The sequence below is a fragment of the Streptomyces sp. YIM 121038 genome (assembly GCF_006088715.1).
Lineage (GTDB): Bacteria > Actinomycetota > Actinomycetes > Streptomycetales > Streptomycetaceae > Streptomyces.
This window is the reverse complement of record NZ_CP030771.1, coordinates 10,017,944-10,043,335: the sequence shown is the minus strand read 5'-3', so window position 1 is coordinate 10,043,335 and position 25,392 is coordinate 10,017,944. Positions and strand designations below refer to the sequence as shown.

At 73.0% G+C, this 25,392-nt stretch carries 21 protein-coding genes; 8 read left to right on the top strand and 13 right to left on the bottom strand.

The features are described 5' to 3' along the window. The first annotated feature begins 337 nt into the window (after positions 1–337). Both C9F11_RS42350 and C9F11_RS42345 read left to right on the top strand, forming a co-directional pair. The gene (locus tag C9F11_RS42350; protein ID WP_138957336.1) at positions 338–880 is read left to right on the top strand and encodes a hypothetical protein; all 543 of its coding nucleotides are present in this window, start codon (positions 338–340) and stop codon (positions 878–880) included. Continuing rightward, positions 880–1,857, top strand: coding sequence for an MsnO8 family LLM class oxidoreductase (locus C9F11_RS42345; protein ID WP_138957337.1), 978 nt, complete (start codon positions 880–882; stop codon positions 1,855–1,857). The genes C9F11_RS42350 and C9F11_RS42345 overlap by 1 nt, the downstream gene beginning before the upstream one ends. A gap of 433 nt (positions 1,858–2,290) precedes the next feature. Here the strand turns inward: C9F11_RS42345 and C9F11_RS42340 are convergent, their stop codons facing one another. The 9 genes from C9F11_RS42340 to galU all read right to left on the bottom strand — a co-directional run bounded on the left by C9F11_RS42340 (position 2,291) and on the right by galU (position 14,065). Further along, positions 2,291–3,544, bottom strand: a complete 1,254-nt coding sequence (locus tag C9F11_RS42340) for a VCBS repeat-containing protein (protein WP_138957338.1) — start codon at positions 3,542–3,544, stop codon at positions 2,291–2,293. Positions 3,545–3,603: 59 nt separating this feature from the next. Further along, a complete protein-coding gene (locus C9F11_RS42335; RefSeq protein ID WP_138957339.1) occupies positions 3,604–4,344 on the bottom strand; it encodes a hypothetical protein in 741 nt (246 codons plus the stop codon). Between the two features lie 50 nt (positions 4,345–4,394). Beyond that, positions 4,395–5,591, bottom strand: a complete 1,197-nt coding sequence (gene wecB, locus C9F11_RS42330) for a UDP-N-acetylglucosamine 2-epimerase (non-hydrolyzing) (protein ID WP_138957340.1) — start codon at positions 5,589–5,591, stop codon at positions 4,395–4,397. A 409-nt stretch (positions 5,592–6,000) separates the two neighbouring features. Next, positions 6,001–7,353, bottom strand: coding sequence for a phosphomannomutase/phosphoglucomutase (locus C9F11_RS42325; protein ID WP_138965834.1), 1,353 nt, complete (start codon positions 7,351–7,353; stop codon positions 6,001–6,003). A gap of 378 nt (positions 7,354–7,731) precedes the next feature. Next, positions 7,732–9,414, bottom strand: coding sequence for an FAD-binding protein (locus C9F11_RS42320; protein WP_138957341.1), 1,683 nt, complete (start codon positions 9,412–9,414; stop codon positions 7,732–7,734). Between the two features lie 157 nt (positions 9,415–9,571). Beyond that, positions 9,572–10,804 (bottom strand): MFS transporter, encoded by a 1,233-nt coding sequence (locus C9F11_RS42315; RefSeq protein WP_138957342.1) that lies wholly within the window; start codon positions 10,802–10,804, stop codon positions 9,572–9,574. A 3-nt stretch (positions 10,805–10,807) separates the two neighbouring features. After that, positions 10,808–11,545, bottom strand: coding sequence for a sigma-70 family RNA polymerase sigma factor (locus C9F11_RS42310; protein ID WP_138957343.1), 738 nt, complete (start codon positions 11,543–11,545; stop codon positions 10,808–10,810). A gap of 228 nt (positions 11,546–11,773) precedes the next feature. Further along, positions 11,774–12,874, bottom strand: a complete 1,101-nt coding sequence (locus tag C9F11_RS42305; RefSeq protein ID WP_138957344.1) for a ParB/RepB/Spo0J family partition protein — start codon at positions 12,872–12,874, stop codon at positions 11,774–11,776. 276 nt (positions 12,875–13,150) lie between these two features. After that, positions 13,151–14,065 (bottom strand): UTP--glucose-1-phosphate uridylyltransferase GalU, encoded by a 915-nt coding sequence (gene galU / locus C9F11_RS42300; protein WP_138957345.1) that lies wholly within the window; start codon positions 14,063–14,065, stop codon positions 13,151–13,153. A gap of 189 nt (positions 14,066–14,254) precedes the next feature. On the opposite strand from galU, the gene C9F11_RS42295 reads away from it, so the two are divergent. After that, positions 14,255–14,728, top strand: coding sequence for a MarR family transcriptional regulator (locus C9F11_RS42295; RefSeq protein ID WP_249401525.1), 474 nt, complete (start codon positions 14,255–14,257; stop codon positions 14,726–14,728). A gap of 27 nt (positions 14,729–14,755) precedes the next feature. Here C9F11_RS42295 and C9F11_RS42290 read toward each other — a convergent pair whose 3' ends face one another. The 4 genes from C9F11_RS42290 to C9F11_RS42275 all read right to left on the bottom strand — a co-directional run bounded on the left by C9F11_RS42290 (position 14,756) and on the right by C9F11_RS42275 (position 19,306). Continuing rightward, positions 14,756–15,364 carry a DsbA family protein gene (locus C9F11_RS42290; RefSeq protein WP_138957346.1) on the bottom strand — a complete coding sequence of 203 codons (609 nt, stop codon included), beginning with the start codon at positions 15,362–15,364 and terminating at the stop codon, positions 14,756–14,758. A 213-nt stretch (positions 15,365–15,577) separates the two neighbouring features. Beyond that, positions 15,578–16,039 carry a hypothetical protein gene (locus C9F11_RS42285; protein WP_138957347.1) on the bottom strand — a complete coding sequence of 154 codons (462 nt, stop codon included), beginning with the start codon at positions 16,037–16,039 and terminating at the stop codon, positions 15,578–15,580. Continuing rightward, complete coding sequence (gene treS / locus C9F11_RS42280) at positions 16,036–17,739, bottom strand: maltose alpha-D-glucosyltransferase (protein ID WP_138965838.1); 1,704 nt, start codon at positions 17,737–17,739, stop codon at positions 16,036–16,038. The genes C9F11_RS42285 and treS overlap by 4 nt, the downstream gene beginning before the upstream one ends. A 292-nt stretch (positions 17,740–18,031) precedes the next feature. Next, positions 18,032–19,306 carry an acyltransferase gene (locus C9F11_RS42275; protein ID WP_138957348.1) on the bottom strand — a complete coding sequence of 425 codons (1,275 nt, stop codon included), beginning with the start codon at positions 19,304–19,306 and terminating at the stop codon, positions 18,032–18,034. Positions 19,307–19,760: 454 nt separating this feature from the next. On the opposite strand from C9F11_RS42275, the gene C9F11_RS42270 reads away from it, so the two are divergent. The 5 genes from C9F11_RS42270 to C9F11_RS42250 all read left to right on the top strand — a co-directional run bounded on the left by C9F11_RS42270 (position 19,761) and on the right by C9F11_RS42250 (position 25,351). Beyond that, complete coding sequence (locus C9F11_RS42270; protein WP_138957349.1) at positions 19,761–20,588, top strand: type 1 glutamine amidotransferase domain-containing protein; 828 nt, start codon at positions 19,761–19,763, stop codon at positions 20,586–20,588. A 34-nt stretch (positions 20,589–20,622) separates the two neighbouring features. Next, positions 20,623–22,272 (top strand): thiamine pyrophosphate-binding protein, encoded by a 1,650-nt coding sequence (locus C9F11_RS42265; protein WP_138957350.1) that lies wholly within the window; start codon positions 20,623–20,625, stop codon positions 22,270–22,272. Positions 22,273–22,380: 108 nt separating this feature from the next. Further along, positions 22,381–22,833: a nuclear transport factor 2 family protein gene (locus C9F11_RS42260; RefSeq protein WP_138957351.1), complete on the top strand. Its 453-nt coding sequence runs from the start codon at positions 22,381–22,383 to the stop codon at positions 22,831–22,833. Positions 22,834–22,910: 77 nt separating this feature from the next. After that, positions 22,911–23,522, top strand: a complete 612-nt coding sequence (locus C9F11_RS42255; RefSeq protein ID WP_138957352.1) for a DJ-1/PfpI family protein — start codon at positions 22,911–22,913, stop codon at positions 23,520–23,522. Next, on the top strand, positions 23,519–25,351 hold the full coding sequence (locus C9F11_RS42250; protein WP_138957353.1) for an AGE family epimerase/isomerase: 1,833 nt from the start codon (positions 23,519–23,521) through the stop codon (positions 25,349–25,351). The genes C9F11_RS42255 and C9F11_RS42250 overlap by 4 nt, the downstream gene beginning before the upstream one ends. Positions 25,352–25,392: the final 41 nt, after the last annotated feature.

The window sequence follows — 25,392 nt, the reverse complement described above, 5'->3', positions numbered from 1 at the left end:
GCGAAGAGGGGGCAAGAAGAAGGAAGCCGGGCGCGTGAGCGGCGGGGCATACCGGTGTGGTGCCCGGCTTCCTGCCCTCCATGGTGGCGTGCTGCCGCGGGGGGCGGCAAAGGCCGCGGCGCGACTTCGGCACCTGCCCCGCCCCTGCCGGGTCCGCCCCAAAAGGGCGGGCCGGCAGGGGACTTGGCGAAGTAGGCGGCGGGCGGGTCACGGCGGGAGGGGCCGGCGACGGCCCGGGCGTTCAGCCCCGTGATGCGCGGCCATGTGGCCCCCACAGGGGGGCCGGGCCGCGCCCCTGGCACGCCCGGCGTGCCCCGCACCGCCTAGGAGGCACTGGATGAACACCAGCGTGACGCGCCCCGACGCCCATATCGGGGCGCTGCTGCGGCACTTCGGAGATCTTCGCGACGGCACCCACGGTGACGGAGCCGTCTCGCGCGCGGCCAAGGAGGAGCTGTTCGAGCGGGCCGTCGCGCTGCTGGACCCCTATGCCCGCCAGGTCTTGGAGGAGTTCAACACCCATCTGCTCAACGGGGCGGGCCAGGTGCGCGTGAGCGGTGCCACCCGGGCCCGCGACGGCGGTCTGGCGGCCACCTGGGCGCTGACCTGGCCCCAGCAGCGCGATGAGGGCATCGACCCGATCAGCCTGGTGGCGCACTACGGCCGGGGCTTTCACCATCCGCACCTGCGCGGCGCCACCGTCGCGGAGTGGCCGCTGAACGTCTTCAGCGACGCCCAGGCCGCCGCGGAGGTGCCCACCCTGCGCGCGATCGCCACCGCCGACCTGCACAACCTGGTCTTCCAGCGCGACTTCCGCATCGTGCCCGCCATCACCGACCCGCACCGCGCCCCCGCGGGCGCCGCACACCAGGAGGCCTGATGGACCGGGCCCCGCTGCGCCTGTCGGTACTGGACCAGTCCCCCATCGGCGAGGACCAGTCGGCCGCCGAGGCCCTGCGCGCCTCCGCCGGCCTCGCCCAGAGCGTGGACACCCTGGGCTACACCCGCTACTGGGTGGCCGAACACCACAACTCCCCCGGCTTCGCCGGCACCGCCCCCGAGATCCTGGCCGGACAGCTCCTGGCCGTCACCCGCCACCTGCGCGTGGGCACCGGCGGCGTCCTGCTGCCCCGCTACCGGGCGGCGAAGGTCGCCGAGGTCTTCAACGTCCTGGCCGCCCTGCACCCGGGCCGGGTCGACCTCGGGATCGGGCGCGCGGGCGGACCCGCCGACCGCTTCCCCGCCCAGGTGGAAGAGGTACGCCTGCATCTGGGCCTCATCGACGGGCGGCGCCCGGAGACCGACCAGAGCGCGCCGGTGCCCCCGCAGCTGTGGCTGCTCGGCGCGGGCACCAACTCCGCCCGCCACGCCGGGCAGCTGGGCGCCTCCTTCGCCTACGCCTACTTCCTGACCCACAAGCCGGGCGGACCGGTCCTGGACGCCTACCGTGCCGCCCTGACCCGCGCCGGGCAGCCCGGGCGGCGCGGGGTGGTGGCCGTGCGCGCGGTGACCGCGGACACCGCGGCCAAGGCCGAGGAGCTGGCCCAGAGCGTGCTGCTGTGGCGCAGCCGCAAGGACCTGGGCCAGGACCTGCCCCTGCCCTCACCGGCCAGCGTGCGCGCCCACCGGTGGAGCTCCCTGGAGACGGAACGGGCCGCGGTGCTGCGCCGCACCCTGGTGGCGGGCACCCCCGAGCAGGTCCACGCCCGCCTGAGCGCGCTCGCCGCCGACCACGGCACCGACGAGCTCCTGGTGAACACCCTCACCGCCGACCCCGCCGACCGGGTGCGCTCCTACCAACTCCTCGCCCAGGCCTTCCAGCTGACGGCCCCCCGGCCCGACGCCGTCCCCGTCTAGGACAGCGCAGCCAGCACGGCGCCGCACACGCGCACAGAAGCGGGAGAGCCCGGTCCGGGCTCTCCCGCTTCTGCTGTGCCCCCAGGAGGTGTGCGCACGAAAAGAAGGGGGCGGCCGTTGGGATACGGCCGCCCCCGGGGGGGTCTGGGTCCTCCTGTCTGCTGTTGTGGCCTGTCCTGCGGTGGATGCGTCTGGTCCGGCGTGCGGCTATCGCGTGCTCCTCTCGCCGGGGGCTGTCATCTGCCTCCTCCTTTCTTCTTCGGTTGTTCTGCCGCTGGCGGGATCGGGGAGGTTCGGGGTCGAAGGGGCGGGGGTCAGGGGCCGAAGGGACGGGGTCGGGGTCGGGGTCGAAGGCGGTCGGGGGGCTGGTGGCCGGGGTCGGGGTCTGATGGCCGGCAGGCCGGGGTCGGGGGCTGGTGGTCGGGGGTGGGGGTTACTGGGCGTCGATCTCGTTGCGGTAGACCATGAGCTTGGCGTCCTTGGCCACGTAGTAGTGCTGCACCGAGTAGGCGATGGTGGCGAAGTCCAGGCGGCCGTCGCCGTTGAAGTCGGCGGTGGCGATGCGGGCCACGGACTCGTCGGAGACCCGCCACTTGGCCCAGACGCCGTTCTTCAGGTCGATGGCCTTGTAGTACATGACGCCCTGCCAGGGCCACGGGCCGCGCAGGGCGACCAGGAACTCGTCCTCGCCGTCGCCGTCGAAGTCGGCGGTGACGATCTGGTGGCCGGGGCCCTCGCCGTTCTCGTTCGGGTCGCCGTAGACGTCCAGCAGGACGCGGTTCCACTCGACGTCCTCGGGCCGGCCGTCGGTGGCCTTGGTGTAGACGGCGACGGTGTTGCCGTGGAAGGGCTCCACAGCGGCGACGTAGCCCATCGCGTCCTCGCCCATGCGGCCGACGTTCAGGTCGCCGCTGCCGCGGAAGCCGGTCTGCTCGAACTGGGTCAGTTCGCCGGTGCCGATGAGCTTGCGGACCCACTCCTTCTTGTTCTCGTCGTAGAACATCCAGGTGACGCCCTCGTCGGAGGCCAGCAGGAGGGACTCGCGGTCCGAGCCGGGGATGAGGCCCTGCTTCTTCTCCGCGCCGTGGATCATCCGGTAGTGGCAGTCGTCGATGACCGTCATCGGCCACTCCTCGGCCGTCTGCGCGTCGTCGGGCTGGGTGAACATCACCACCGGCAGGACGGCGTGGACGTCTTCCTTGGCGACGATGGGCAGGCCGATGATCTCCAGGCGCTCGGTCTGGGTGAAGTAGCCGGCCCGCAGGCGGTGCATGCCGGTGGCGCGGCCCACGTAGTGCCTCTTCCAGCGGGACTCGTCCTTGTCGGGGCTGCCGGGGTTCTCCAGCCAGTCGATCTTGCCGCCCTCGGTGTTGGCGTCCTGGATGGTGCCGATGGGGCCGTAGAGGTCGTAGCAGAGGATGATGTCGGGGCGGCCGTTGCCGTTGACGTCGGCGTAGTCGGCGCCGACCGGCATCTTGATCTTGTCGGCGACCAGGCGGCGGGTCCACTTCTCGTCGTTCTGGTACCAGTAGATCTCGCCCAGGCGCAGGCCGTAGCCGAACAGGTCGGGCTTGTTGTCGCTGTTGAGGTCCGGGGCCTCCAGCCAGTAGCCGTCGCGCAGCTGGTCGGCGACGAGCTCGGCGGTGAACTTCGGGGCGCGGAAGGCGGACAGGGAGTCGGCGCTCATGGTGGTTCTCCTTGGGGTGTCGTGGGGCGCGGCGGCCAGAGGAAGGCAGGGGGCGGGGGTCAGGGGGTGAGGCGGTGGTATTCGACGGCGAGCCAGACGCAGTCGGTGTCGGCGTAGTACTGGTGCCAGGGGTAGTGGTAGGAGCCGTCGGGGCCGATGGTGCAGAAGGGGTCGGGGGTGGTGTAGCCGGGGCTCATGCGCAGGTCTTCGTAGAGGCGGGTGTGGTCGGGGGCGGTGAACTTCTGCATGCGGCCCAGGCCGTGGACTTGGGTGTGGACTTCGATGAAGTCGTGGCGGTTGTGGATGTGGCAGTCGGTGCCGGCCGGGGCGAACCAGAGGTTGGCCTTGATCTGGAAGTCCTGGGCGCGGGCGGGGGCGGGGGTCTGGCCCAGCAGGTGGGCGGGGTCGAAGCGGGCGGTGCCCGCGTCGTCCTGGGGGCTTTTGAACAGGGGGGTGGTGCGGGGGAAGGCGGCCTCGTCGGGGAGCAGGTCGGCCAGGTGCTGCCAGCCCGGTTCGCCGGTGATGGCGCCGATGGGGGCGTCGAGGTCGGTGCGCAGCAGGATGAGGGTGTCGGCCTCCTGGATGCGGGTGTCGCGCAGGATCGTGGAGGACAGGGGCGGGATGCCCTTGCGGGGGTGCTCGCTGATGGTGACGGGGCGGGGCTGGGGGTTGACGACGAGGGCGGTGCCGTGGACGGCGTAGTCGCGGGCGTGGGTGATGAGGGTGGCCTTGACGTGCGGCCCGGAGAAGTTGAGCTCCGTGGCGGTGTGGGTCTGCTGGCGGCTGGCGGTGGTGGTCATGGCGGTGCCTCCTGCCGGGTCGTCGGTCCTTGCCGGGTGGGGACGGGCGCTCAGGCGCGGGCGAAGGTGGCGGTGCGGGCCAGCTCCGCGGACAGCTCGTCGATGGCGATGGCCGGGGTGAACTGGTCGGGGGCGGGGCTGTCGCCGAAGTAGTGGGCGATGGCGTCGACGGTGCGCTCGGTGGCGCGGCCGTCGCCGTAGGGGTTGGTGGCGTTGGCCATGCGGTCGTAGGCGCCGGGGTCGCGCAGGAGTTCGCAGGCGGCCTGGACGATGCCGGACGTCTTGGTGCCGACCAGGCGGGCGGTGCCGGCGACGACGGCCTCGGAGCGCTCGGTGACGCTGCCGAGCACCAGGGTCGGCTTGCCGAGGGCGGGGCCTTCCTCCTGGGCGCCGCTGCTGTCGGAGACGATGAGGTCGGCGCGGCGCATCAGCTTGCTGAAGCACAGGTAGGACAGCGGGTCGACGACCGTGATGTTGGGGTGGTTGCCGATGCGGGGCAGCAGCGCGTCGCGCACGACGGGGTTGCGGTGCAGCGGGATGACCACGCGGACGTCGGGCTCGTCGGCGATGCTGGCGAAGGCCTCGGCGATCTGCGGCAGGTCCGGCCAGGCCTCGCGGCGGTGGGCGGAGGCCAGGACCACGCGGCGGTTGTCGCTGTCGAGGTCCTCGATGGCGTCCGAGCCGTAGTCCTGGGCGCGGTCGCTGGCCCAGCGCAGGGCGTCGATGACGGTGTTGCCGGTGACGACGATGGTGTCGTCGGCGATGCCCTCGCGCAGCAGGTTGGCGCGGTTGCCGGGGGTGGGGGCCAGGTGCAGGGCGGAGACCTGGGCGACCAGGCGGCGGTTGCCCTCCTCGGGGAAGGGGGAGTTGAGGTGGCCGCTGCGCAGGCCGGCCTCGACGTGGATGACGGGGATCTGGTGGTGGAAACCGGACAGGGCGCCGGCCAGGGTGGTGGCGGTGTCGCCGTGCACGAGGACGGCCTCGGTCTGCAGGTCCTTGAAGACCTCGCCCAGGCCCTGCAGGGAGCGGGAGGTCACCTGGGACAGTGTCTGGCGCGGCGCCATGATCTCCAGGTCGATGTCGGGCCTGAGGCCGAAGGCCTCCAGGGTCTCGTCCAGCATCTGGCGGTGCTGGCCGGTGGAGATGACGGTCGGGGCGAAGCGCGGGTCGTCCTTCAGGGCGCGGATGACGGGGGCGAACTTGATGGCTTCGGGGCGGGTACCAAGGACAACGGCTACGGAACGCATGGCTTTTATTCCTTTTCTGTGTCAAGGGAGAGGAAGGCTCATGAAGGGCTTTACGGAAGGCGCGGCACCGGATGTCGGGGTGCTCATCGCGCCGGGCTCATCAGGGGCGGCCCGTTTTATCCGCGGGCGGCGCTTGCGGTGTTTCCCGCCTTGGGGATTCCTTCCGGTTTCCCTGCTGGCACTAGATATCTTTCCTGTGAGCTAGTTCCGCGTCAATTGAGCTTTCTCCCGCCGGTTGCACAGGAGTTGGACACCCGCGCCCCCTCTTTTCCGGGAAAGGGGGCGCGGACATGCGAAAACCCCCGTGCCCGGACATGCGAAACCCCCGTGCCCGCGAGGCGGGCACGGGGGTTTCCCGGGCTCTGGGGCGCCGTGCGGCGCCCGGTGCGCGGCTGGGCGCGCGGGCCGCTCAGGCGCGGACGATGGCCAGCACCTCGTCGCGGACGCGGGCCATCACCGCCTGTTCACGGGCCTCGACGTTCAGGCGCAGCACGGGTTCGGTGTTGGAGGCGCGCACGTTGAACCACCAGTCGGCGCCGCTGACGGTGAGCCCGTCGAGTTCGTCCACGCGCACGCCCTCACGGCCCCGGTAGGCGGCGTGCAGGGCCGCCAGGCGGGCCTGGCTGTCGGTGACGGTGGAGTTGAGCTCGCCGGAGCCCGCGTAGCGGTCGTAGGCGGCCACCAGGCCCGACAGGGGGCCGTCCTGGCCGCCGAGGGCGGCCAGGACGTGCAGGGCGGCGAGCATGCCGGTGTCGGCGTTCCAGAAGTCGCGGAAGTAGTAGTGCGCGGAGTGCTCGCCGCCGAAGATCGCGCCCGACTTGGCCATCTCCTCCTTGATGAAGGAGTGCCCCACGCGCGTACGGACCGGCGTGCCGCCGTTCTCCCGCACGACTTCGGGGACGGTCCAGGAGGTGATCAGGTTGTGGATGACGGTGCCGGAGCCGCCGTTGCGGGCCAGTTCGCGGGCGGCGACCAGGGCGGTGATCGCCGAGGGGGAGACCGGCTCGCCCCTCTCGTCGACGACGAAGCAGCGGTCGGCGTCGCCGTCGAAGGCGATGCCCAGGTCGGCGCCCTCTTCGCGCACCCGCTGCTGGAGGTCCACGATGTTCGCCGGGTCCAGGGGGTTGGCCTCGTGGTTGGGGAAGGTGCCGTCCAGCTCGAAGTACATCGGTACGAGTGTCAGGGGCAGGCCCTCGAAGACGGTGGGCACCGTGTGACCGCCCATGCCGTTGCCCGCGTCCACGACCACCTTCAGCGGCCGGATCCCCGACAGGTCGACCAGGGACCGCAAGTGCGCCGCGTAGTCCCCCAGGGTGTCGCGGCGGGTGAGCGCGCCCGCCGCGGTCAGCGAGGGCGGCGCGCCCTCGGCCAGCCAGCGCTCCACCAGGGCGCGGATGTCGGCCAGACCGGTGTCCTGGCCCACCGGGGCGGCGCCCGCGCGGCACATCTTGATGCCGTTGTACTGCGCCGGGTTGTGCGAGGCGGTGAACATCGCCCCCGGCAGGTCCAGGGCGCCCGAGGCGTAGTACAGCTGGTCCGTGGAGCACAGGCCGATCTGGGTGACCGCGCAGCCGCCCAGGGCCGCGCCCTGGGAGAAGGCCAGGGCCAGGGCGGGCGAGGTGGGCCGCATGTCGTGCCCGACGACGATCGCGGCCGCGCCCGTCACCCGGGCGAAGGCGGCGCCGAAGAGCTCGGCCAGGGAGGCGTCCCACTGCTCGGGGACGATCCCGCGGATGTCGTAGGCCTTGACCAGGCCCGACAGATCGGCGCCGCCGGCCGCGGCGGCACGGGCGGCGACGGAGGTGGCGGCAGTGACGGCGCACTGGTGCGCGGCGTGGTCCGAGGTGAGGGACAAGGGGGTGCCTCCGGTTCGAGGGGAACGGAACGTACGGGAGGAGAACGGGACATGCGGGGGAACGGGAAGGACGGGGCCCGTGCGCGGGGTGCGGTGCGCGGGGGCCGGGCAAGTGGGGCCGGACGGGGGGAGGTTGCCCCCCGGGGGGCGCGCCGGGGGTTGCGCCGGGGGCAGCACGACGCCGGGCGCGCGGTCCGCGGGGGGTGCGGCGGCGCGCCCGGCGGCGGGTGGCCCCCGCCCCTTGGGGGAAGGGGCCCCGAACAGAGGGCGGGGGCGGGGCGGTCCCTAGCGGCGGGGCAGTTCCACCGACAGGGAGTGGCGGAAGACGTCGGCGGGGTCGTAGCGCTTCTTGACCTGCTGCAGACGCGGGTAGTTGTCCTTGTAGTAGAGCCGCTGCCAGGGCACGCCGGAGGTGTTGCGCTTAGGGTCGGCCACGTCCCGGTCGGGGTAGTTGATGTAGCAGCCGTCGGTGCGGTCGTCCAGGACGGGCACTCCCCCGGTCCTGGCGAAGAAGTCCTCGTACAGCTCGCGCACCCAGCCCAGGTAGAAGTCGTCGTCCTTCTTCTCGGCCCAGAAGGTCTGGAAGCACATCTTGAACACCGAGCTGCGCTGGGCGTTGGCGGTGGCGTCCGGGGCCAGGGCGTTGACCTGGCCGCCGAAGGAGAACAGCACCAGCATGGTGTCGGGGTTGTGGAAGTCGGCGCGGGTCATGTGCTTGTACAGGGCGGCGACCTGGTGGTCGGTGAAGTTCTTGCGCATGTAGCCGGACTTGTGGGCGCCGCGCGAGGTGGGGTTGGTGATGGTGGGGTTGTCGGTGCCGACCAGGCGGGTGGCCTGCAGCCAGGGCATGCGCCGGGGGGTGTGCAGGCCGGGCATGGCGGGCAGTTCGCCGTTGCCCCGGGCCAGGGTCCCCGGGCGCAGGCCGGTGCCGGCCAGGACCGCGTCCAGGAAGGACCGCAGCAGCCCTTCGGCGCCCTCGACGCCCGCGTCGACCTGGGTGAACATGCCCAGGCTTCCGTGGGCCCTGGCGCTGACGTTGAACAGGCTGCTCAGATGCCGGTAGGGGGAGTCGGGGGCGCTGTGCTCCTCGTGCCAGGCGCCCCAGTTCTTCAGCAGCCGGGTGAAGCGGGTCTCGGTCAGCTGCTCCCAGGGCAGGTCGATGGCGCTGACCAGGACGGTGGAGGGCGGCTTGAGCAGCTGGTCGGCCGGGTCGCTGCCGTGGGCCTGGGGCGAGCGGAAGTAGTAGCGGGTGATGAGGCCGAAGTTGCCGCCGCCGCCCCCGGTGTGGGCCCACCACAGCTCCCGGTGGGGGTCGTCCTTCTCGCGGGTGGCCAGCACGGTGCGGGCCTTGCCCTTGGCGTCGATGACGACGACCTCGACCGCGTACAGGTGGTCGGAGACCAGGCCGTGGGCGCGCGAGAGCAGGCCGTAGCCGCCGCCGCTGATGTGCCCGCCGGCGCCGACGCTGTAGCAGATGCCGCCGGGCACGGCCACGCCCCAGCCCTTGTAGAGGGTTTCGTAGACATTGAGCAGGCGGGCGCCGGGCTCGACGGTGAAGGCCCGCATCCGCTCGTCGTAGCCGACGGCCGTCATCGGGGAGAAGTCCAGGATGACCTGGGTGTCGGGGTGGGCGGCGAAGTCGGCGAAGCAGTGGCCGCCGCTGCGCACCGAGATCCGCTTGCCGTCCTTGACGGCCTGCTCCAGGGCCGCTTCGGCGTCCGCCGCCGATGTGATCATTTTGATGTAGTCGGGTCTGGCCACGAACCGCTGGTTGTTGCCGGTGGTCAGCAGCGGGTAGCGGGGGTCGTCGGGGCCGATGAGGGCCCCGGCCGCCCGCGGCGCACGCGTGGCCGGGGCCGCGGCGGCGGGGGTGCTCAGCAGGGCGGGGGCACCGGCTGTGGCGGCGACCGCGGCCCCCGCGACCGCGGCGCCGCGCCCTATGAGCGTGCGGCGATCGACATCGTTCATCGTCAGCTACCTCGTCTTTCGACAGCTCGTCACGGGCCCGCGCGACAAGGCGGGGCCCGGGAGCGGACCGGCCCGGCGGATGCCGGGCCGGAGCACTTCGCCCAAGAGGGCGGCAGCACAAGAGGGTTGAAGGGGGCCAGGGACAAAGGGGGGGTGGTCAGGCGGGGGCCTGGGCGGGGGCGGTGCCCGTCTCCTGCGGCTGGATGTCACCGGCGGTGGCGGCATCGCCGTCCGGGGAGGGCCCGCGGCCGCGGCGGTCCAGGCGCACCGAGTACGCGGCCACCGCCAGCGCGCCGCCGGCCAACAGCGCGCCGATCCAGTTCGGCGCGGTGTAGCCCAGGTCGTGGTCGATGGCGAAGCCGCCCAGATAGGCGCCCACGGCGTTGCCCAGGTTGAAGGCGGCGATGTTGGCCGCCGAGGCAAGCGCCGGGGCGCCGTCGGCCTTCTGCAGCACCCGCATCTGCAGCGCGGGCACGGTGGCGAAGCCCGCGGCGCCGAACAGGCCCAGCGTGATGGCCGCGGGCACCTGCGCGTGCGCGGTGAACACGAAGATCACCAGGACGGCGCTGAGGGCGGCAAGCGCGATCGACAGGGTGCGCATCAGGGCGCGGTCGGCCAGGCGGCCGCCGAGCACGTTGCCCGCGCACAGGCCGACTCCGAAGATGACAAGGAGCCAGCTGACCGCGCCGTCGGAGAACCCGGCGACCTTGGTCATCATCGGGGCGATGTAGGTGAAGGAGGCGAAGACCGCGCCGAAGCCGAGCGCGGTGACCGCCAGGGCCAGCCACACCTGGCCGCGGCGGAAGACGGCGAGCTCGCTGCGCAGCCCCCCGGAGTCCTCGCGCGGCTGGGGCGGCACCAGGGCCAGGATGCCGAGCAGGCCCACCACGCCCAGGCCGGTGACCACCCAGAAGGTGGAGCGCCAGCCGAAGTGCTGGCCCAGGAAGGTGCCCATCGGCACGCCCAGGACGTTGGCGACGGTCAGGCCGATGAACATCAGGGAGATCGCGCGGGCCTTGCGTTCGGGCGCGACCAGGTTGGCGGCGACCACCGAGCCGATGCCGAAGAACGCGCCGTGCGTCAGGGCCGCCACCAGACGGCCCGTCATCAGCAGGGCGTAGCTGCCGGCGACCGCGCACAGCAGGTTGCCCAGGATGAACACGGCCATCAGCACGGCCAGCATGGTCTTGCGCGGCAGCCGGGTCCCGGCGGCGGTCATCAGCGGGGCCCCGACGACCACACCGAGCGCGTAGCCGGTCACCAGCAGGCCGGCGGAGGGGATCGAGACGCTGAGATCGTCGGCGACCTCCTCCAGCAGGCCCACGATCACGAACTCCGTGGTGCCGATGCCGAAGGCGCCTAAAGCCAGCGCCAGAAGGGCGATGGGCATCTTCTAACTCTCCTTGTCGTGGTGGTGCCAGGTGGGGGTGCGCACACCGCGTCCCGGGTGGTCTTCGAGCAGGGCCCGCAGGCGTCTGCGGCCGCGGTGCAGCCGGGAGTTGACGGTGCCGGAGGGGATGCCGACGGCCGCGGCGATCTCCTCGTAGCGCAGGCCCTCGACATCGGCGAGGTAGACCACGATGCGCAGCGCGGCGGGCAGGGAGCGCATCGCCTGGCTGATCGCCGCGTCGGGGATGCGGTCGACGACCTGGGCCTCCACCGAGGCGAGCCCGGCGGAGGTGTGGGAGGCGGCGCCCGCCTGCTGCCAGTCCTCGATGTCGGGCACCGGCGCGAAGTGCGGCCTGCTCTTCTGGCGCCGGTAGGAGGTGAGGAAGGCGTTGGTCAGGATGCGCGACAGCCAGGCCCCCAGGCTCGTGCCGGGGCGGAACTGGTGGAACCCGCGGTAGGCGCGGGTGTAGGTCTCCTGCACCAGGTCCTCGGCATCGGCCCGGTTGCGGGTCAGCCGCAGCGCGTAGGCGTACAGGCGGGCCCGGTGGGCCAGCGCGTCGCGTTCGAAGCGGGCCGTGCGCTGCTCGGCCGTCTCCGGCCCCGGCACGGCGGGCCCGGGGCCGGGTGGGGCCTTCGCCGCCCGCACCGCATGCCAAGGGCCCGGCGGCCCCGCGGGGCGGCTCGGGCTGGACAGGGTGCTGGTGCCGCTGCGGGCCGCGGCGGACGCGGGCTGCGGTTCCATGGGGCGTTTCCTTCGGTACGGGGGCAAAGGGGCGAGTGCGGGAGGAACAAGAGGGCGGGGGCGGAGGGGAGGTGAGGGGCGGTGCGTCCCCGGCGGGGGAGACTCAGGACGCACCGCCGGTCTGGTGTCCCCGCGGCGGGCCCCGGCGCGCACTGCCCTGCTGTGCTGCTCCCCCGCGTCCGGGGGGGCGGTGCGCAAGGAGCGGGGCGGGGCGGGCCGGGCGGGCTGCTACTGGGGGTGGCCGTGCTCGATGGTGTCGGCGAAGTGCTGCCAGGCTCTGGCGCATTCGGCGGCGGCGGCCGCGACCATGCCCGCCCGGTAGGAGGGCACGGAGGCGGTGATGCGTCTGAACTGGGCGGGCAGATGCATCTCCAGCAGGCGCAGCAGCAGCCGTCCCGTCTCGCTCTGGCGCAGTGAGGGGTCCTTGCACAGGCTGGTGAAGACCCGCTCCAGGCCCGGCCCCTGGCCCGCGGTGCGCGCCGCGGGCAGCGGGCGGTCCCGCGGTGTGGGCGCGGCCCGTTCGTGCCCGCCGGGTGCCGGGCGGACCGGGCCGGGGGCCGCTTCGGGGGCTGCTTCGGGGGCCGCCTCGGGGGTGCGCAGGGCCGGGGGCAGGGGGTCCTCGCCGCGTTCGAGGCGGGCGCGCACATCGCGCACGGTGCCCGGGGAGACGCCCGCGCGGCGCGCGATGTGGCGCAGCGAGGCCTGCGGTTCGGCGCTGATGAGCCGGCTGGCCGCACGGCGTCCGGCCACCGGGTCCACGGGGCGGAACTTGCCGTCCTGGCCCACGCGCACCGCGGGGGCCGCCTCGGGCGGCATGCCGCGGCGGCGCAGGGCGGCGACCGTTTTGGGGTCCAGGCCCGCGACCGCGGCGATGGCCCGGTCCGACCACTGGGTGTGCGTGATGATGATGCGGGCGGCGGCCGCGGCGCGTTCGGCCAGGGTCAGCGGCATGCCGTGGGCGATGTTGCTCTCCACGGCGAGGACGAAGGCGTCTTCGGTGCTGCCGTCGAAGTAGGTGACCTCCACCAGGTCGCGCTGCTGCATCAGCGCCGCGCGCAGCCGGTGCATGCCGTCGATGACCCGCATCGTCTCGCGGTGCACCAGGATCGGCGGCAGCACCGCGCCGCAGGCGCCCAGGGTCCGCGCGTGCTGGAGGTTCTCTCCGATGCGCGGTGAGTCGGCCGGGCGCAGGACGGCGATGGGCACCTGGTGCACGGCTCCGTCCCGGGCCGTCTCGGCACCGGGGGCCGCCGTGCCGGGCGGGCCGGGCGGCTCCAGCAGGTTTGACCGGTGCGGGAAGCCGGGGTGTTCTTCGGGGTTGACGCCCATGCTCGGTGCACCTCCTCCACAGGGGGTCGAAACCGGCGTCGGCGGTGCGCGCGAGGCGGCCCGCCGCTGGCGCGGGGGATGCCCCGTCCAGCACCCCCCGACCGTACATAGCTGTCGTTCGGTTTTTCCGCCGCCCGTGGGCGCCGCGGCGCGACCTGGGCAAGTCCTGCGGCCCGGGCGGGGCCGGGGTGTGCAACCGGGGAGTTTCCGCGGTTGCACACCCCGGGCGGGGCGGCCCCCGGTGTGCGGCCGGGGGCCCGGCCTGGCGCGGCGGGGTCAGGCCGCGGAGGCCAGCGAGTGCTGCGCCACGAAGTCGCGCAGCCAGGAGCGGAATTCCGGGCCCAGGTCCTCGCGCTCCCAGGCCAGGCGCACGGTGGCGCGCAGGTAGTCGGCGCGGTCGCCGGTGTCGTAGCGCCGGCCGCGGAAGACCACGCCGTGCACCGGTCCGGCCGACGCGGTCGCGGCCAGGGTGCGCAGTGCGTCGGTGAGCTGGATCTCGCCGCCGCGGCCCGGCGCGGTGGTGCGCAGCGCCTGGAAGATCTCCGGGGCCAGGACGTAGCGGCCGATGACCGCGTAGTTGCTGGGGGCGGTGCCCGGTTCCGGTTTTTCCACCAGGTCGGCGATGGCCACCACGTCGCCGCCTGCGCCCGGGCGCAGGCGGGCGCAGCCGTACAGGTGGGTCTGGGCGGGGTCGACCTCCATCAGGGCCACCACGCTGCCGCCGTGCTGGGCCTGGACCTGGGCCATCTGGGCGAGCAGCGGGTCGCGCGGGTCGATGAGGTCATCGCCCAGGAGCACCGCGAAGGGCTCGGCGCCCACGTGGCGGGCCGCGCACAGCACGGCGTGGCCCAGGCCGCGCGGGTCGCCCTGGCGGATGTAGTGGATGTCGGCGAGGTCCGTGGGGGCGCTGACCCGCTGCAGGCGGTCGGCGTCGCCCTTGCGGCGCAGGGTCTCCTCCAGTTCGTGGTTGCGGTCGAAGTGGTCCTCCAGCGGCCGCTTGTTGCGCCCGGTCACCATGAGGATGTCGGACATTCCTGCGGACACCGCTTCCTCGACGACGTATTGGATAGCGGGTTTGTCCACGACCGGAAGCATTTCCTTGGGCGTGGCCTTGGTCGCCGGGAGGAATCGGGTGCCCAGGCCCGCGACGGGAACAACTGCCTTGGTAATACCGACAGACGCGACATTCATGGGATTCACGCTAGGGGCGTGTTACCGGGCGTGGAAGCAATAGGGGGCGCGCAAGGGCGACTTCGGCAATTGTGCGGGGCACTGTTGTGGTGGGTGTTCTCCCCTCCCGTCTAGACTGCGCTGCTGACGGGGAATTCCGGCGGCCGCCCACGGCGGGCGGGCGGCACCGAGTGCGGGAGCGGGTACGACGTGAGGGCTGAGACGGCCGGGCGGCGCGGCGGGCAGCAGGTGCCCTCCATGGAGCTGGCGCAGCTCGCGGCGCGGCTGTGTGCCGCACTGGATGCCACCACCAACAGCAGGGTGGCCCAGCACGGGCTGACCCGGGCGGACTACGACGTGCTGGCCGCGCTGCGCGGTGCGGGCGGTGAGCTGCGGCTCAAGCCCACCGAGCTGGCGGCGCGCTGCCGGCTCTCCTCGGGCGGCACCAGCAATGTGCTGCGCCGGATGTCGGAGTCGGGCTATGTGGTGCGCGAGGCCGATCTGGCCGACGGGCGCAGCGCCTGGGCCCAGCTGACCGAGGAGGGCCTGCTGATCACCTCGCGGATCCAGGACGGGGTCGCGGCCGTGCAGGAGCGCCGCCTGGCGCTGCTGCCGCCGGGCGCGGTGGACGCGCTGTCGGCGCTGCTGGCCCAGGCCGCCGAGGTCCTCGAGGCGCCCGAGTAACGCGTAGCGCCCCGGGGCAGGGGGTGTTCAGGCCGGTACGCGGCTGCGGGCGTGCAGGGTGTGCACGGCGCGCAGCAGGCGGGCGGCGTCGGGGACGCCCTCGGTGCGCCAGGAGCCGATGACCAGGGTCGGCACGGTGTGGATGCGGTGGGCGGCCCGGGCCTCCTCCTGGGTGGCGCGGTGGTGTTCGGCCGCCTCCGGGGAGGCGGTCCAGGAGGTGAACCGGCCGCGGTCCAGGCCGCTCTCGCCGGCCAGGGCGGCCAGGGTGTCCAGGTCGGCGATGTCCTGGTCGTGGTGGAAGTAGGCATCGAAGACGGCCGTGTCGTAGGCGTGTCCGGCGCCGTGGCGCCAGGCGAAGGTGTGCCCGTGCATGGCCAGGTCGGTGCGCGGCAGCGGCCCGGAGGGGGCGGTGGTGAAGGGCACGCCGAGCCGGTCGGCCATGGGCACCACGGAATTCTCCCAGACGCCTTGCGGATAGTCCTTCTTGCCGCCGGCCGGTATGCCCCCGGGGTGCAGTTCGTAGGGGCGCCAGCGCACGGCGTGGTCCTGGGCGAGGCCGGTATCGGCGATCACTTTGCCCGTCATGACGGAGAAGGGGCACAGATAGTCGAACCAGACGTCGATAGTGAGGGACATCAGGACTCCTTACACAAAAACAAAAGCAGGAGGGGCGCGGTTTCAGGGGCGGCGCCGCGGGCTGCGGTGCCGCCCGCGGGAACGCCGGCGCCGGGTGCCTGGGCCCGCGGCCCGGCACCCGGAAGAAGGGGGCCGGGGCCGCGGGGCGGGGCGACGGAAGTGCGGTGTGGCGGGAGGCTGTTGTCGCACGGGGCAGGGGGCGGGGGTGGGATATCAGGGCAGGGGGTGGTCTCCGGCAGGGCGCAGGACAGCCCGGGCCGGGGGCGGGGGCGGGGGCGGGGGTGGGGGTGGGGGTGGGGGCGGCTGGCAGATGACGACGTCGTCGAGGACGGCGATCAGGCGCGGCACCGGACCCGCGCCCCCGCCCCCGCCCGCGGCCTCGGTGAGGTCGGTGAGGTCGCTCAGGGGGTGGATGGCGATGGCCAGCCGGCAGGTGCCGGTAGTGCCGTCGGCGCGGTGGGTGCGCAGGCCCAGGAGCAGGCCCAGGGCCTGCCCGGCGGGCCGGGGGCCGGGCGCGGCCAGGGCGAGCTCCTGGATGCTGACGCGCTCCAGGGCCTGCCCCGCCGGGCCGGGCCGGGCCCGGCGGGCTCCGGTGCCGGGCGGGCGGGCGGACAGCCAGGCGGCCAGGGCGCGTTCCAGGCGGTCGAAGGGGATGGCCAGGGCGGTGCAGGTCACCGGGTCGCTCCGTGGCGGCACACGCAGAACCAGTAGAAGCTGTGGCCGGTCAGGCTCAGCTGGTAGGGGCGCGGGCCGATGGCGGGGAAGGTGGTCTGGCCGGTGACCTCCACCGGGACGACGCCGTTGTAGGCGCGCAGGTCGAGTTCGACCGGCTGGGGGTGGCGCGAGAGGTTGTTGACGCACAGCATCTCGGTGGGGTGGCCGTCCTCGTCGAAGTGGCGGCGCACATAGGCCAGGACCGCGGCGTTGGAGGTGGGTATCTCCTCGAAGTCGCCCAGGCCGAAGGCCTTGTGGTGGCGGCGCCGGGCGGCCAGCATGCGGCGCGTCCAGCGCAGCAGGGAGGCGCGGTTGTCGCGCTGGCTCTCCACGTTGACGGCCGGGTAGCCGTAGACGGGGCCCAGGTTGGTGGGCAGGGTCAGGCTGGCCGGGTCGCCGTCGGAGAACCCGGCGTTGCGGTCGGGCGTCCACTGCATGGGGGTGCGCACCGCGTCGCGGTCGCCCAGCCAGATGTTGTCGCCCATGCCGATCTCGTCGCCGTAGTAGAGGATCGGCGAGCCGGGCAGGGAGAGCAGCAGCGCGGTGAACAGCTCGATCTGGTCGCGGTCGTTCTCCAGCAGGGGCGCGAGCCGGCGGCGGATGCCGATGTTGGCGCGCATGCGCGGGTCCTTGGCGTACTCCGCGTACATGTAGTCGCGTTCCTCGTCGGTGACCGTCTCCAGGGTCAGCTCGTCGTGGTTGCGCAGGAACAGGCCCCACTGGCAGGCGGCGGGGAGTTTGGGGGTCTTGGCGAGGATCTCCGAGACGGGGAACTTCGACTCCTTGCGCACGGCCATGAACAGGCGCGGCATGAGCGGGAAGTGGAAGGCCATGTGGCATTCGTCGCCGCCGCGTTCGTAGTCGCCGAAGTAGTCCACGACGTCCTCGGGCCACTGGTTGGCCTCGGCCAGCAGGATGCGGCCGGGGTAGTGGGTGTCGATGACCTCGCGCACCCGCTTGAGGAAGGCGTGGGTGGCGGGCAGGTTCTCGCAGTTGGTGCCCTCGGCCGCGTACAGATAGGGCACGGCGTCCAGGCGGAAGCCGTCGATGCCCAGGTCGAGCCAGAATCTGAGGGCGGAGATGATCTCGTCCTGGACGGCCGGGTTGTCGAAGTTCAGATCGGGCTGGTGGGAGAAGAAGCGGTGCCAGTAGTACTGCTTGCGCACCGGGTCGAAGGTCCAGTTGGAGGTTTCGGTGTCGACGAAGATGATGCGGGCGTCGGGGTACTTCTCGTCGTCGTCGGCCCACACGTAGTAGTCGCCGTAGGGGCCTTCGGGGTCGGCGCGCGAGGCCTTGAACCAGGCGTGCTGGTCGCTGGTGTGGTTCATCACGAAGTCGGTGATGATGCGCAGGCCGCGCGCGTGGGCGGCCTCCAGCAGGGCGCGGAAGTCCTCCAGGGTGCCGAACTCGGGCTGCACCGCGCGGTAGTCGGACACGTCGTAGCCGCCGTCGCGCAGCGGCGACTGGAAGAACGGCGGCAGCCACAGGCAGTCCACGCCCAGCCACTGCAGATAGTCCAGCTGGGAGGTCAGCCCCTGCAGGTCGCCGACGCCGTCGCCGTCGCTGTCCTTGAAGGAGCGCACCAGCACCTCGTAGAACACCGCCCGCTTGTACCAGTCGGGAGGGTCGGTCACCGCCTTGGTGGACGGGGTGACGGGCACGGGCGCGCGCCGGGCGGTGGTGGCTTCGGCCTGGTCGGTGCTCAAGGGTTCCTCCAGGTGACGATGCGGGTCCCGGAGTGCTCCGGGCGGTTCGAGGGGGCGTCGCCGAGCGGGGTGTGCCGCGTGCCCGCCCCCGTCTTGTCACCCCGTGTGCGCGGGGCGGTGAGGGGCGGGTGGGGGGTGGGGCGGCACGGCGGGGGCCTTGCGGGGGCCGGGGGCCACGGCGGCGCGGACGGTGCGGGGGCCGGGGGCCGGTGCGTGGTGCGCGACGGGGCCGGCGGGAGGGGCGCGGTCAGGGGCGGCGGGGCCGCTCATCGTCCACCCCCTTGGGCGGTCGTCGTTGACCTGGCAAGGGTTTCAGCATTCTGAGGCCTTCCGGCGCGGGCAAGGAATGCCTTTTCATCCCGGCAAGTTGCCCAAGTCGCCGGATTTCCGCGGGAATTGCCGGGGTGTTCTCGCGGTGTTTCGCGGACACCGCGAGCAGGCGCATCGCGGGTTTTTCCACCGCGTGGTAAAGCAGCGCGGCAAGGAGCAGGCTCACCGTGAAGGCGGCGGCCAGAACGAGCAGGGCGGCCGGGGTGCTGAACGCGCGCCGCCCCAGCGCCTGGTGGCCGTGGATGAGGACCAGGCGGTGCACCAGGTACAGCGCGAAGGACAGCTCGCCCAGGCGGACCCACACGGGCCCGGCCAGGGGGGTGGGGCGCCCGGTGGCATCGGCGTGGGCCAGGGCGCCGATCAGCAGGGCGATCGGCACGACGGTGGCGGCCACCAGCCCGGCCAGGTAGGGCAGCTGGGTGGCCAGCACATAGCCGGCGCCCAGCAGCAGGGCCGCGGGCAGCGGGCGCGGGCCCCGCCAGCGGCCCTCGCGCACGATCCGAGCCACGACCATGCCCAGCGCGAACTCCGCCGCGCGCACCGGCGGGAAGACGTACAGCAGCCAGTACTGCCACTGGCCGGTGGTGCCGTCGGGCAGCACCAGGGCCGGGGTGGCGGGCAGCAGCGCGACGGCGGCGGGCAGGGCCGTCACCACCGCCGCCAGGCCCGCGGCCACGGGCACCAGGGCGCGGGCGGGCAGCGCGCGCAGGGCCCGCCACAGCAGCGGGAAGGCCAGGTAGAACAGCAGCTCGCAGGAGAGCGACCAGCTGACCGGGTTGCCGCTGACGTACAGGTGCGGCTGGGGGAAGAAGGACTGCAGCAGCGTCACGTTGACCGCTACCGCGCCGGGGCCGGGGGCCGCGGCGGTGGCGGCGAGCAGGACGAAGGCGGCCAGGGCGGTCACCAGGTGGCTGGGGTAGATCTTGGCGAGGCGGCGCCGCCAGAAGCGGTGCGCGCGCTCGGCGGGCCGGGCCGACCAGGTCAGCACGAAGCCGCTGAGCACGAAGAAGAACGACACCCCCACCCAGCCCGCCTTGGCCAGCACCTGGGCCAGGCGGTGCTGGGTGCCCGCGTCGGCGAAGACGCCCGCGAAGGAGGCGTGGAAGGCGAACACCGAGGCGGCGGCGGCGAAGCGCATGCCGGTCAGGGAGGGCAGGCGGTGCGGGCGGACGACAGCGACAGCGGCGGCCATGCGGAACACTCCTGGGCGATCACGCCGCGCGCCCCCCGGTCCGGGGCGGGGCACGGCGGGGCGCGGGGCCCCGGCCGCCGGGGTGCGGCGGTGCGGCGGTGCGCGGGGCGGCGCGGGCGACAGGGCGGGCGGGCACGAGGGGGCTCGGCGGGAGGCGGGGCGGGGGGCCTGGCGGCGCGCGGGGCGGGCGGCGCGCGGGGCGGCGCGGGTGAGAGGGGCGGGAATAGAGGGGGTGTTCTCTTCACAGGTGACCAGTGAATTCGCCGCATCCTCGTACGGATTTGGTGACTCCGTTGCGACTGGGGCAAGTTGGCCGAGTCTCCCGGTGCGCGCCGCCGTTTATTGCCCCCTTGCGCGAACAGCGGGTTGACTCCGAATGTCCCTGATTTCGGCCATCGGCCGGGCTATTTCTTCTCTCGCGGGGACGGATCTCATCCGACGACAGGGAGACCTCGTGTCCAAACGCATCCTGGTCGTGCTTTCCGAATACGGCTACTGGGGCGAGGAACTCGTGGGCCCAATCGAGGCTTTCGACGCACGCGGGTATCGCACCACGTTCATGACTCCGCACGGCAAGCGGGCGCAGGCCCTGCCGCCCAGTCTCGATTCCGAGTACATCGACCCACCGCTGGGCCGTGCGGTCACCTCGCGGGACATGGCCCGCCGCGCGAGGGCGCTGGATGACTCCAGCCGTCTGGACAATCCCCTGAGCCTGGCGGAGATGATCCCCGAGCGCCCGTACTACAGCGCGCTGAACCACCTGCGGGAGCTGGAGAGTTACCACAGCAACCTGGCGGCGGCCGTGCAGGAGCTGCTGGGCGGCTTCGACGCGCTGGTCATCGTCGGCGGCAGCGGCCCGATCGTGGACCTGGCCAACAACGAGCGGCTGCACGAGCTGATCCTGGCCTTCGCCCGGGCCGACAAGCCGATCCTGGCCGAGTGCTACGGCGTGGCCGCGCTCGCCTTCGCCCGGGACTGGGACGCGCGGGCCAGCCTGCTGTGGGGCAAGCACGTCACCGGTCACCCCAAGGAGTACGACTACAAGGACGGCACCGGGTTCGTGGGGGTCGACTTCAACATGGGGCCGCCGCCCTACCCGCTGGAGTACATCCTGCGCGATGCCACCGGCCCCGGCGGCGCCTTCCACGGCAACGTCGGCAAGGAGGTCTCGGTCGTCGTGGACTTCCCGTTCATCACCGCGCGCTCCACGCCGGACTCGGTGACGGCCGGGGAGATGCTCATCGAGGTCCTGGAGAGCGGCCTGCGCCGCTACGGCTGGTGAGCGTTCCCGGGCGACGGTGAAGGAGGAGAGGCCCATGTCCGCCAGGCCCGCCAAGGCCGCGGTGTTCGAGCAGCTGGCCGCCGACGGGGTGCGTCATCTGTTCGGCAATCCCGGCACGGTCGAGCAGGGCCTGCTGGACCTCGCCGGTGACAGCGAGGTCGGCTATGTGCTGGCCCTGCACGAGAGCGTCGCGGTGGCCATGGCCGACGGCTACGCGCGCGCCGCCCAGCGCCCCGGTGTCGTCCAGCTGCACAGCGCGGTGGGCCTGGGCAACGCGGTCGGCATGCTGTACCAGGCCCGGCGCGGCGGTTCGCCGCTGGTGGTCCTGGCCGGGGAGGCCGGGGTGCGCTATGCGGCGCTTGACGCGCAGATGGCCGCCGATCTGGTGGCCATCGCGCAGCCGGTGACCAAGTACGCCGCCCGGGTCCTGGACGCCTCCTCGGTGCTGCGGGAGCTGCGCCGGGCGGTGAAGATCGCCATGACGCCGCCGCGCGGCCCGGTCCTGGTGGTGCTGCCCGCCGACGTGCTGGAGCAGCCCACCGCCGAGCCGGCGGTGCCCGCCTCCGTCCCGCACACCCGTGCCGTGCCCGAGCCGGCCGCCCTGGCGCGGGCGGCCGCGCTGCTGGCGGGCGGGGCGCGCCCGCTGATCCTGATGGGTGACGGCGTCGCGGCCAGCGGCGCCCAGCAGGCCCTGACGCGCGTCGCGGAGGCGCTGGGCGCGCCGGTGTGGGGGGTGAACTCCTCCGAGGTGAACTTCGATGCCACCCATCGGCTGTTCGGCGGGCTGCTCGGGCACATGTTCGGCGCCGACAGTGCGCGGGTGGTGGGCGGCGCGGACGCGGTCCTGATCGTGGGCACCTATGTGTTCCCCGAGGTCTTCCCCGAGCTGGCAAGCCCCTTCGCGCAGGGCGCGGCGATCGTGCACATCGACGCCGACGCCTATGAGATCGCCAAGAACTTCCCGGTCGATCTGGGGCTCGCCGCCGATCCCGCGCTGGCCCTTGACGCCCTCGCCGAGCACCTCGCCGGGCTGCCGGGGCGGGCGGGGGGCGCACGCGAGCCGCAGGCCGCGCACGCGCCCACCGCCGCCGCCCCGGTCCAGGGGCGCGGGCGGGCCCGGCAGGCGGACGGGGCGGGGTCGTTGATGGAGTGTTTCGCCCGGGAGCTGGCCGCCCAGGCCCCGCCCGGCCTGGTGGTGTTCGACGAGGCGCTGACCGCCTGCGCCCCGCTGCTGCGCCATCTGCCGCCGCGGCGGGCGGGAGGCTACTTCCAGACCCGCGGCGGCTCGCTGGGGGTGGGCATCCCCGGCGCCCTGGGCGCCAAACTGGCCCGCCCCGAGCTGCCGGTGGTGGCCTTCACCGGCGACGGGGCGAGCATGTACACCATCCAGGCGCTGTGGAGCGCGGCCCGCTACCGCATCGGCGCCAAGTTCGTGATCTGCAACAACCGCCGCTACCAGCTGCTGGACGACAACATCGAGCGGTACTGGGCCGAGCTGGGCATCGCTCCGCGCGCCCACCCCGAGGCCTTCGACCTGTCCGGGCCGGACATCGACTTCACCGCCCTGGCCGGCGCCCTGGGCGTGCCGGGGCGGCGGGTGGACAAGCCCGGCCAGGTGCCCGGCGCCGTGCGCGCCCTGCTCGCCCACCGGGGTCCCTACCTGGTGGACCTCGACACCGCCTAGCCCCTCCTGCCCCCGCCCCCCTCTTTTTTGTGCCCCCGCCTCTGTGGGCGCAGGCCTTCCGGGGGGGGCGGGGGCGGGCAAGTCCTCGTGGAGCCAAGGAGCCTTTCCATGTCCCCCCTGCGGACCCCTCCCGCCGAGCACACCGCCACGGCGGCGATCGGCCAGCTGGTCACCGACTGGTACCGGGCGCTGGACCGGCACGATCCGCTGCCGGTGCTGAGCGCGCTGGTCACCGACGACGTGGTGCTGCATCTGCCCGAGGGCGCGGTGCACGGCCACAGCGGTCTGGCCCAGTGGTACGAGGCCGTCACCCACCGCTTCTTCGACGAGGAGCACACCCTGGCCTCGCTGGAGGTGCGCCTGGCGGCGGGCCCCTGCGCGGAGGTGGACCTCGTCGTGAACTGGCAGACCAAGGTGTGGCAGGCGCCCGCCGCGCGCAGCACCTGGCTGGGCTTCGATGCCCACCAGCGCTGGACGGTGGCCCATGACGGCGCCCGCTGGCGCATCCGCACCTACACCGTCACCGCGCTGGCCCCGATGCCCGGCTCGCCGCCGCTGTAGCCGCGCCCGGCCCTTGGGGCCGTTGCGGCCCCGCTCCGTGTCTTTGCCACGCCACCTATGACTTCGGGATCGTCCACATGGGAATCGTCAAGCCCCTGCCCACCGGCCGGCTCGCCGGCAAGCGCCTGGGCATCCTGCTGGAAAGCGGCTACGTCGAGGAGGAGATCGCCTACTACCAGCGCCGCTTCGCCGAGGACGGGGCCGAGGTGACGCTGCTGACCCGTCTGTGGGGGCTGTCGTCGATCACCTTCACCGGCCAGGGCCACCAGGCGCCGCTCACCGTCGAGGGCGACCTGGAGGCGGTCGACTTCCACGAACTGCTGCAGTACTCGGCGCTGATCGTGCCCTCCGGGCTGGTCGCGGAGCGGCTGCGCTACAGCGAGGACGTGGAGCAGATCTCGCCCGCCCTGGAGCTGCTGCGCCGCGCCTTTCGGGTGCCCAGTGTCCTCAAGGCGTTCTCCTGCCACGGCCTGCAGCTGCTCTCGGCCGCCCCCGAGCTGCTCCGTGACCGGCCGGTGACCTGCCACAACAACGTGGCCGGCGATGTGCGCAACATGGGCGCGGTCTACCTCAACCAGGACCTGGTCGTGGACCGCGACCTGATCACCTCGCGCACGGTCGAGCACTGCCATCTGCTGGCCCGCACCGTCATCGAGCGCCTGGACATCCCGGCGAGGGCGGCCGCATGAGCGCGCCCGCCGTGCTGCCGTTCTCCTTCTCCGACCTGAGCACCGGCTACGTCACCGGCCGGCTCGGCAGCCGCTTCACCCTCACCACCCCCGACGGCCGCGAGGTGCTGATCCATCTGAGCGCCGCCACCACCGGCCAGCGCCTGCGCAACCTCGGCGAGCCCTACCAGGACGTCACCGGGCAGCTGGCCGACCTGCTCACCCCGGGCACCTACGTGTTCGTCTACGGGCCCATCTACCCCGCGGGCAGCGGCCTGGTCTACCAGGCCGACCGGGTGGTCATCGCCGGCGGGGCGGGCGCGGTGCCGCCCTGGCAGGAGCGCGGCTGGTGGACGCGCCAGCTCACGGAGCTGGCCTGCTTCTACCGGCGCTCGCAGTTCGGCGCGGGCGCCGTCGACTTCGCCGAGTACCGCACCGAGATCCACGGCAGCGGCCACAAGACCACCCAGCACGTCCAGGAGACCGACACCCTCTCCCGCCTGGTCTACGGCATGGCCAGCGCCTACCTGCTCACCGGCAACGAGGACTTCCTGGACGTCGCCGAGCGCGGCTCGCGCTATCTGCACGAGCACCTGCGCTTCCATGACCCGGACGAGGGCATCGTGTACTGGTACCACGGCGTGGACGTGGCCGGGCCGGTGGAACGCAAGCTGTTCGCCTCGGAGTTCGGCGACGACTACCGCGCCATCCCCGCCTACGAGCAGATCTACGCGCTGGTCGGGCTGGCCCAGACCTACCGCGTCACCGGCGCCCCGCGCATCAAGCAGGACCTGGAGGCGACCGTCAAGCTCTTCGACACCGCCTTTTACGACCCGCGCCTGGGCGGCTACTTCTCCCACATCGACCCGGTCACCCTCAGCCCCCACCACGACAGCCTGGGCCCCAACCGCTCGCGCAAGAACTGGAACTCGGTGGGCGACCACGCCCCCGCCTACCTGATCAACCTGTACCTGGCCACCGGCGAGGAACGCTACCGGCGCATGCTGGAGCACACCTTCGACATGATCGTCACCCATCTGCCCGACCGCTCCCGCGACCGCAGCGTCTTCGTCAACGAGCGCTTCCACGCCGACTGGACGCCCGACCACGACTGGGGCTGGCAGCAGAACCGCGCGGTCGTCGGCCACAACCTGAAGATCGTGTGGAACCTGATGCGGATGCACGCCGTGCTGCCCAAACGCGAATACCGCCAGCTCGCCGAGCAGCTGGCCGCCCAGCTGCCGGCCGTGGGCCGCGACGGGCAGCGCGGGGGCTGGTACGACGTCCTGGAGCGCGAGGCCGAGGACGGCCGGCACGCCTTCGCCTGGCACGACCGCAAGACCTGGTGGCAGCAGGAGCAGGCCATCCTCGCCTACCTGGTCCTGGCCGGCGCCACCGGCCAGGACACCTACACGCGCCACGCGGACGAGGCGGCCGCCTTCTACAACGCCTTCTTCCTCGACCACGACGAGGGCGGCGTCCACTTCACCGTCCTGGCCAGCGGCATCCCCTACCTGCTGGGCAACGAACGCCTCAAGGGCAGCCACGCCATGGCGATGTACCACAAGGCCGAACTGTGCTACCTCGCCGAGGTCTACACCCGGCTGCTGGTGCGCGGCGAGCCGCTGGACCTGTGGTTCAAGCCGCACGCCGACGCCGACTTCCCCGACAACCTGCTGCGGGTGGCCCCCGACCTGCTGCCGCCCGGCCGCGTCGAACTCGAGCACGTCCTGATCGACGGCGCGCCCTACAGCGACTTCGACGCCGAGGAGCTGACCGTGCGCCTGCCCCGGCGCGCCCGGCGCATGACCGTCCAGGTCCGCCTGCGCCCCGCCCCCGCCCGCCCCTGACCCCCGCCCTCTTCTTTCCTGCTCTTCTTCCTGCTCTTCTT

What these genes read in the sequence shown, in the direction of transcription:
- C9F11_RS42310 (WP_138957343.1), bottom strand. Translation starts at nt 11,545, where the DNA reads ATGGAACCGCAGCCCGCGTCCGCCGCGGCCCGCAGCGGCACCAGCACC.
- C9F11_RS42335 (WP_138957339.1), bottom strand. Translation starts at nt 4,344, where the DNA reads ATGACCACCACCGCCAGCCGCCAGCAGACCCACACCGCCACGGAGCTC.
- C9F11_RS42305 (WP_138957344.1), bottom strand. Translation starts at nt 12,874, where the DNA reads ATGGGCGTCAACCCCGAAGAACACCCCGGCTTCCCGCACCGGTCAAAC.
- C9F11_RS42290 (WP_138957346.1), bottom strand. Translation starts at nt 15,364, where the DNA reads ATGTCCCTCACTATCGACGTCTGGTTCGACTATCTGTGCCCCTTCTCC.
- galU (WP_138957345.1), bottom strand. Translation starts at nt 14,065, where the DNA reads ATGAATGTCGCGTCTGTCGGTATTACCAAGGCAGTTGTTCCCGTCGCG.
- C9F11_RS42265 (WP_138957350.1), top strand. Translation starts at nt 20,623, where the DNA reads ATGTCCGCCAGGCCCGCCAAGGCCGCGGTGTTCGAGCAGCTGGCCGCC.
- C9F11_RS42255 (WP_138957352.1), top strand. Translation starts at nt 22,911, where the DNA reads ATGGGAATCGTCAAGCCCCTGCCCACCGGCCGGCTCGCCGGCAAGCGC.
- C9F11_RS42260 (WP_138957351.1), top strand. Translation starts at nt 22,381, where the DNA reads ATGTCCCCCCTGCGGACCCCTCCCGCCGAGCACACCGCCACGGCGGCG.
- wecB (WP_138957340.1), bottom strand. Translation starts at nt 5,591, where the DNA reads ATGCGTTCCGTAGCCGTTGTCCTTGGTACCCGCCCCGAAGCCATCAAG.
- C9F11_RS42275 (WP_138957348.1), bottom strand. Translation starts at nt 19,306, where the DNA reads ATGGCCGCCGCTGTCGCTGTCGTCCGCCCGCACCGCCTGCCCTCCCTG.
- C9F11_RS42320 (WP_138957341.1), bottom strand. Translation starts at nt 9,414, where the DNA reads ATGAACGATGTCGATCGCCGCACGCTCATAGGGCGCGGCGCCGCGGTC.
- C9F11_RS42345 (WP_138957337.1), top strand. Translation starts at nt 880, where the DNA reads ATGGACCGGGCCCCGCTGCGCCTGTCGGTACTGGACCAGTCCCCCATC.
- C9F11_RS42315 (WP_138957342.1), bottom strand. Translation starts at nt 10,804, where the DNA reads ATGCCCATCGCCCTTCTGGCGCTGGCTTTAGGCGCCTTCGGCATCGGC.
- C9F11_RS42350 (WP_138957336.1), top strand. Translation starts at nt 338, where the DNA reads ATGAACACCAGCGTGACGCGCCCCGACGCCCATATCGGGGCGCTGCTG.
- C9F11_RS42250 (WP_138957353.1), top strand. Translation starts at nt 23,519, where the DNA reads ATGAGCGCGCCCGCCGTGCTGCCGTTCTCCTTCTCCGACCTGAGCACC.
- C9F11_RS42340 (WP_138957338.1), bottom strand. Translation starts at nt 3,544, where the DNA reads ATGAGCGCCGACTCCCTGTCCGCCTTCCGCGCCCCGAAGTTCACCGCC.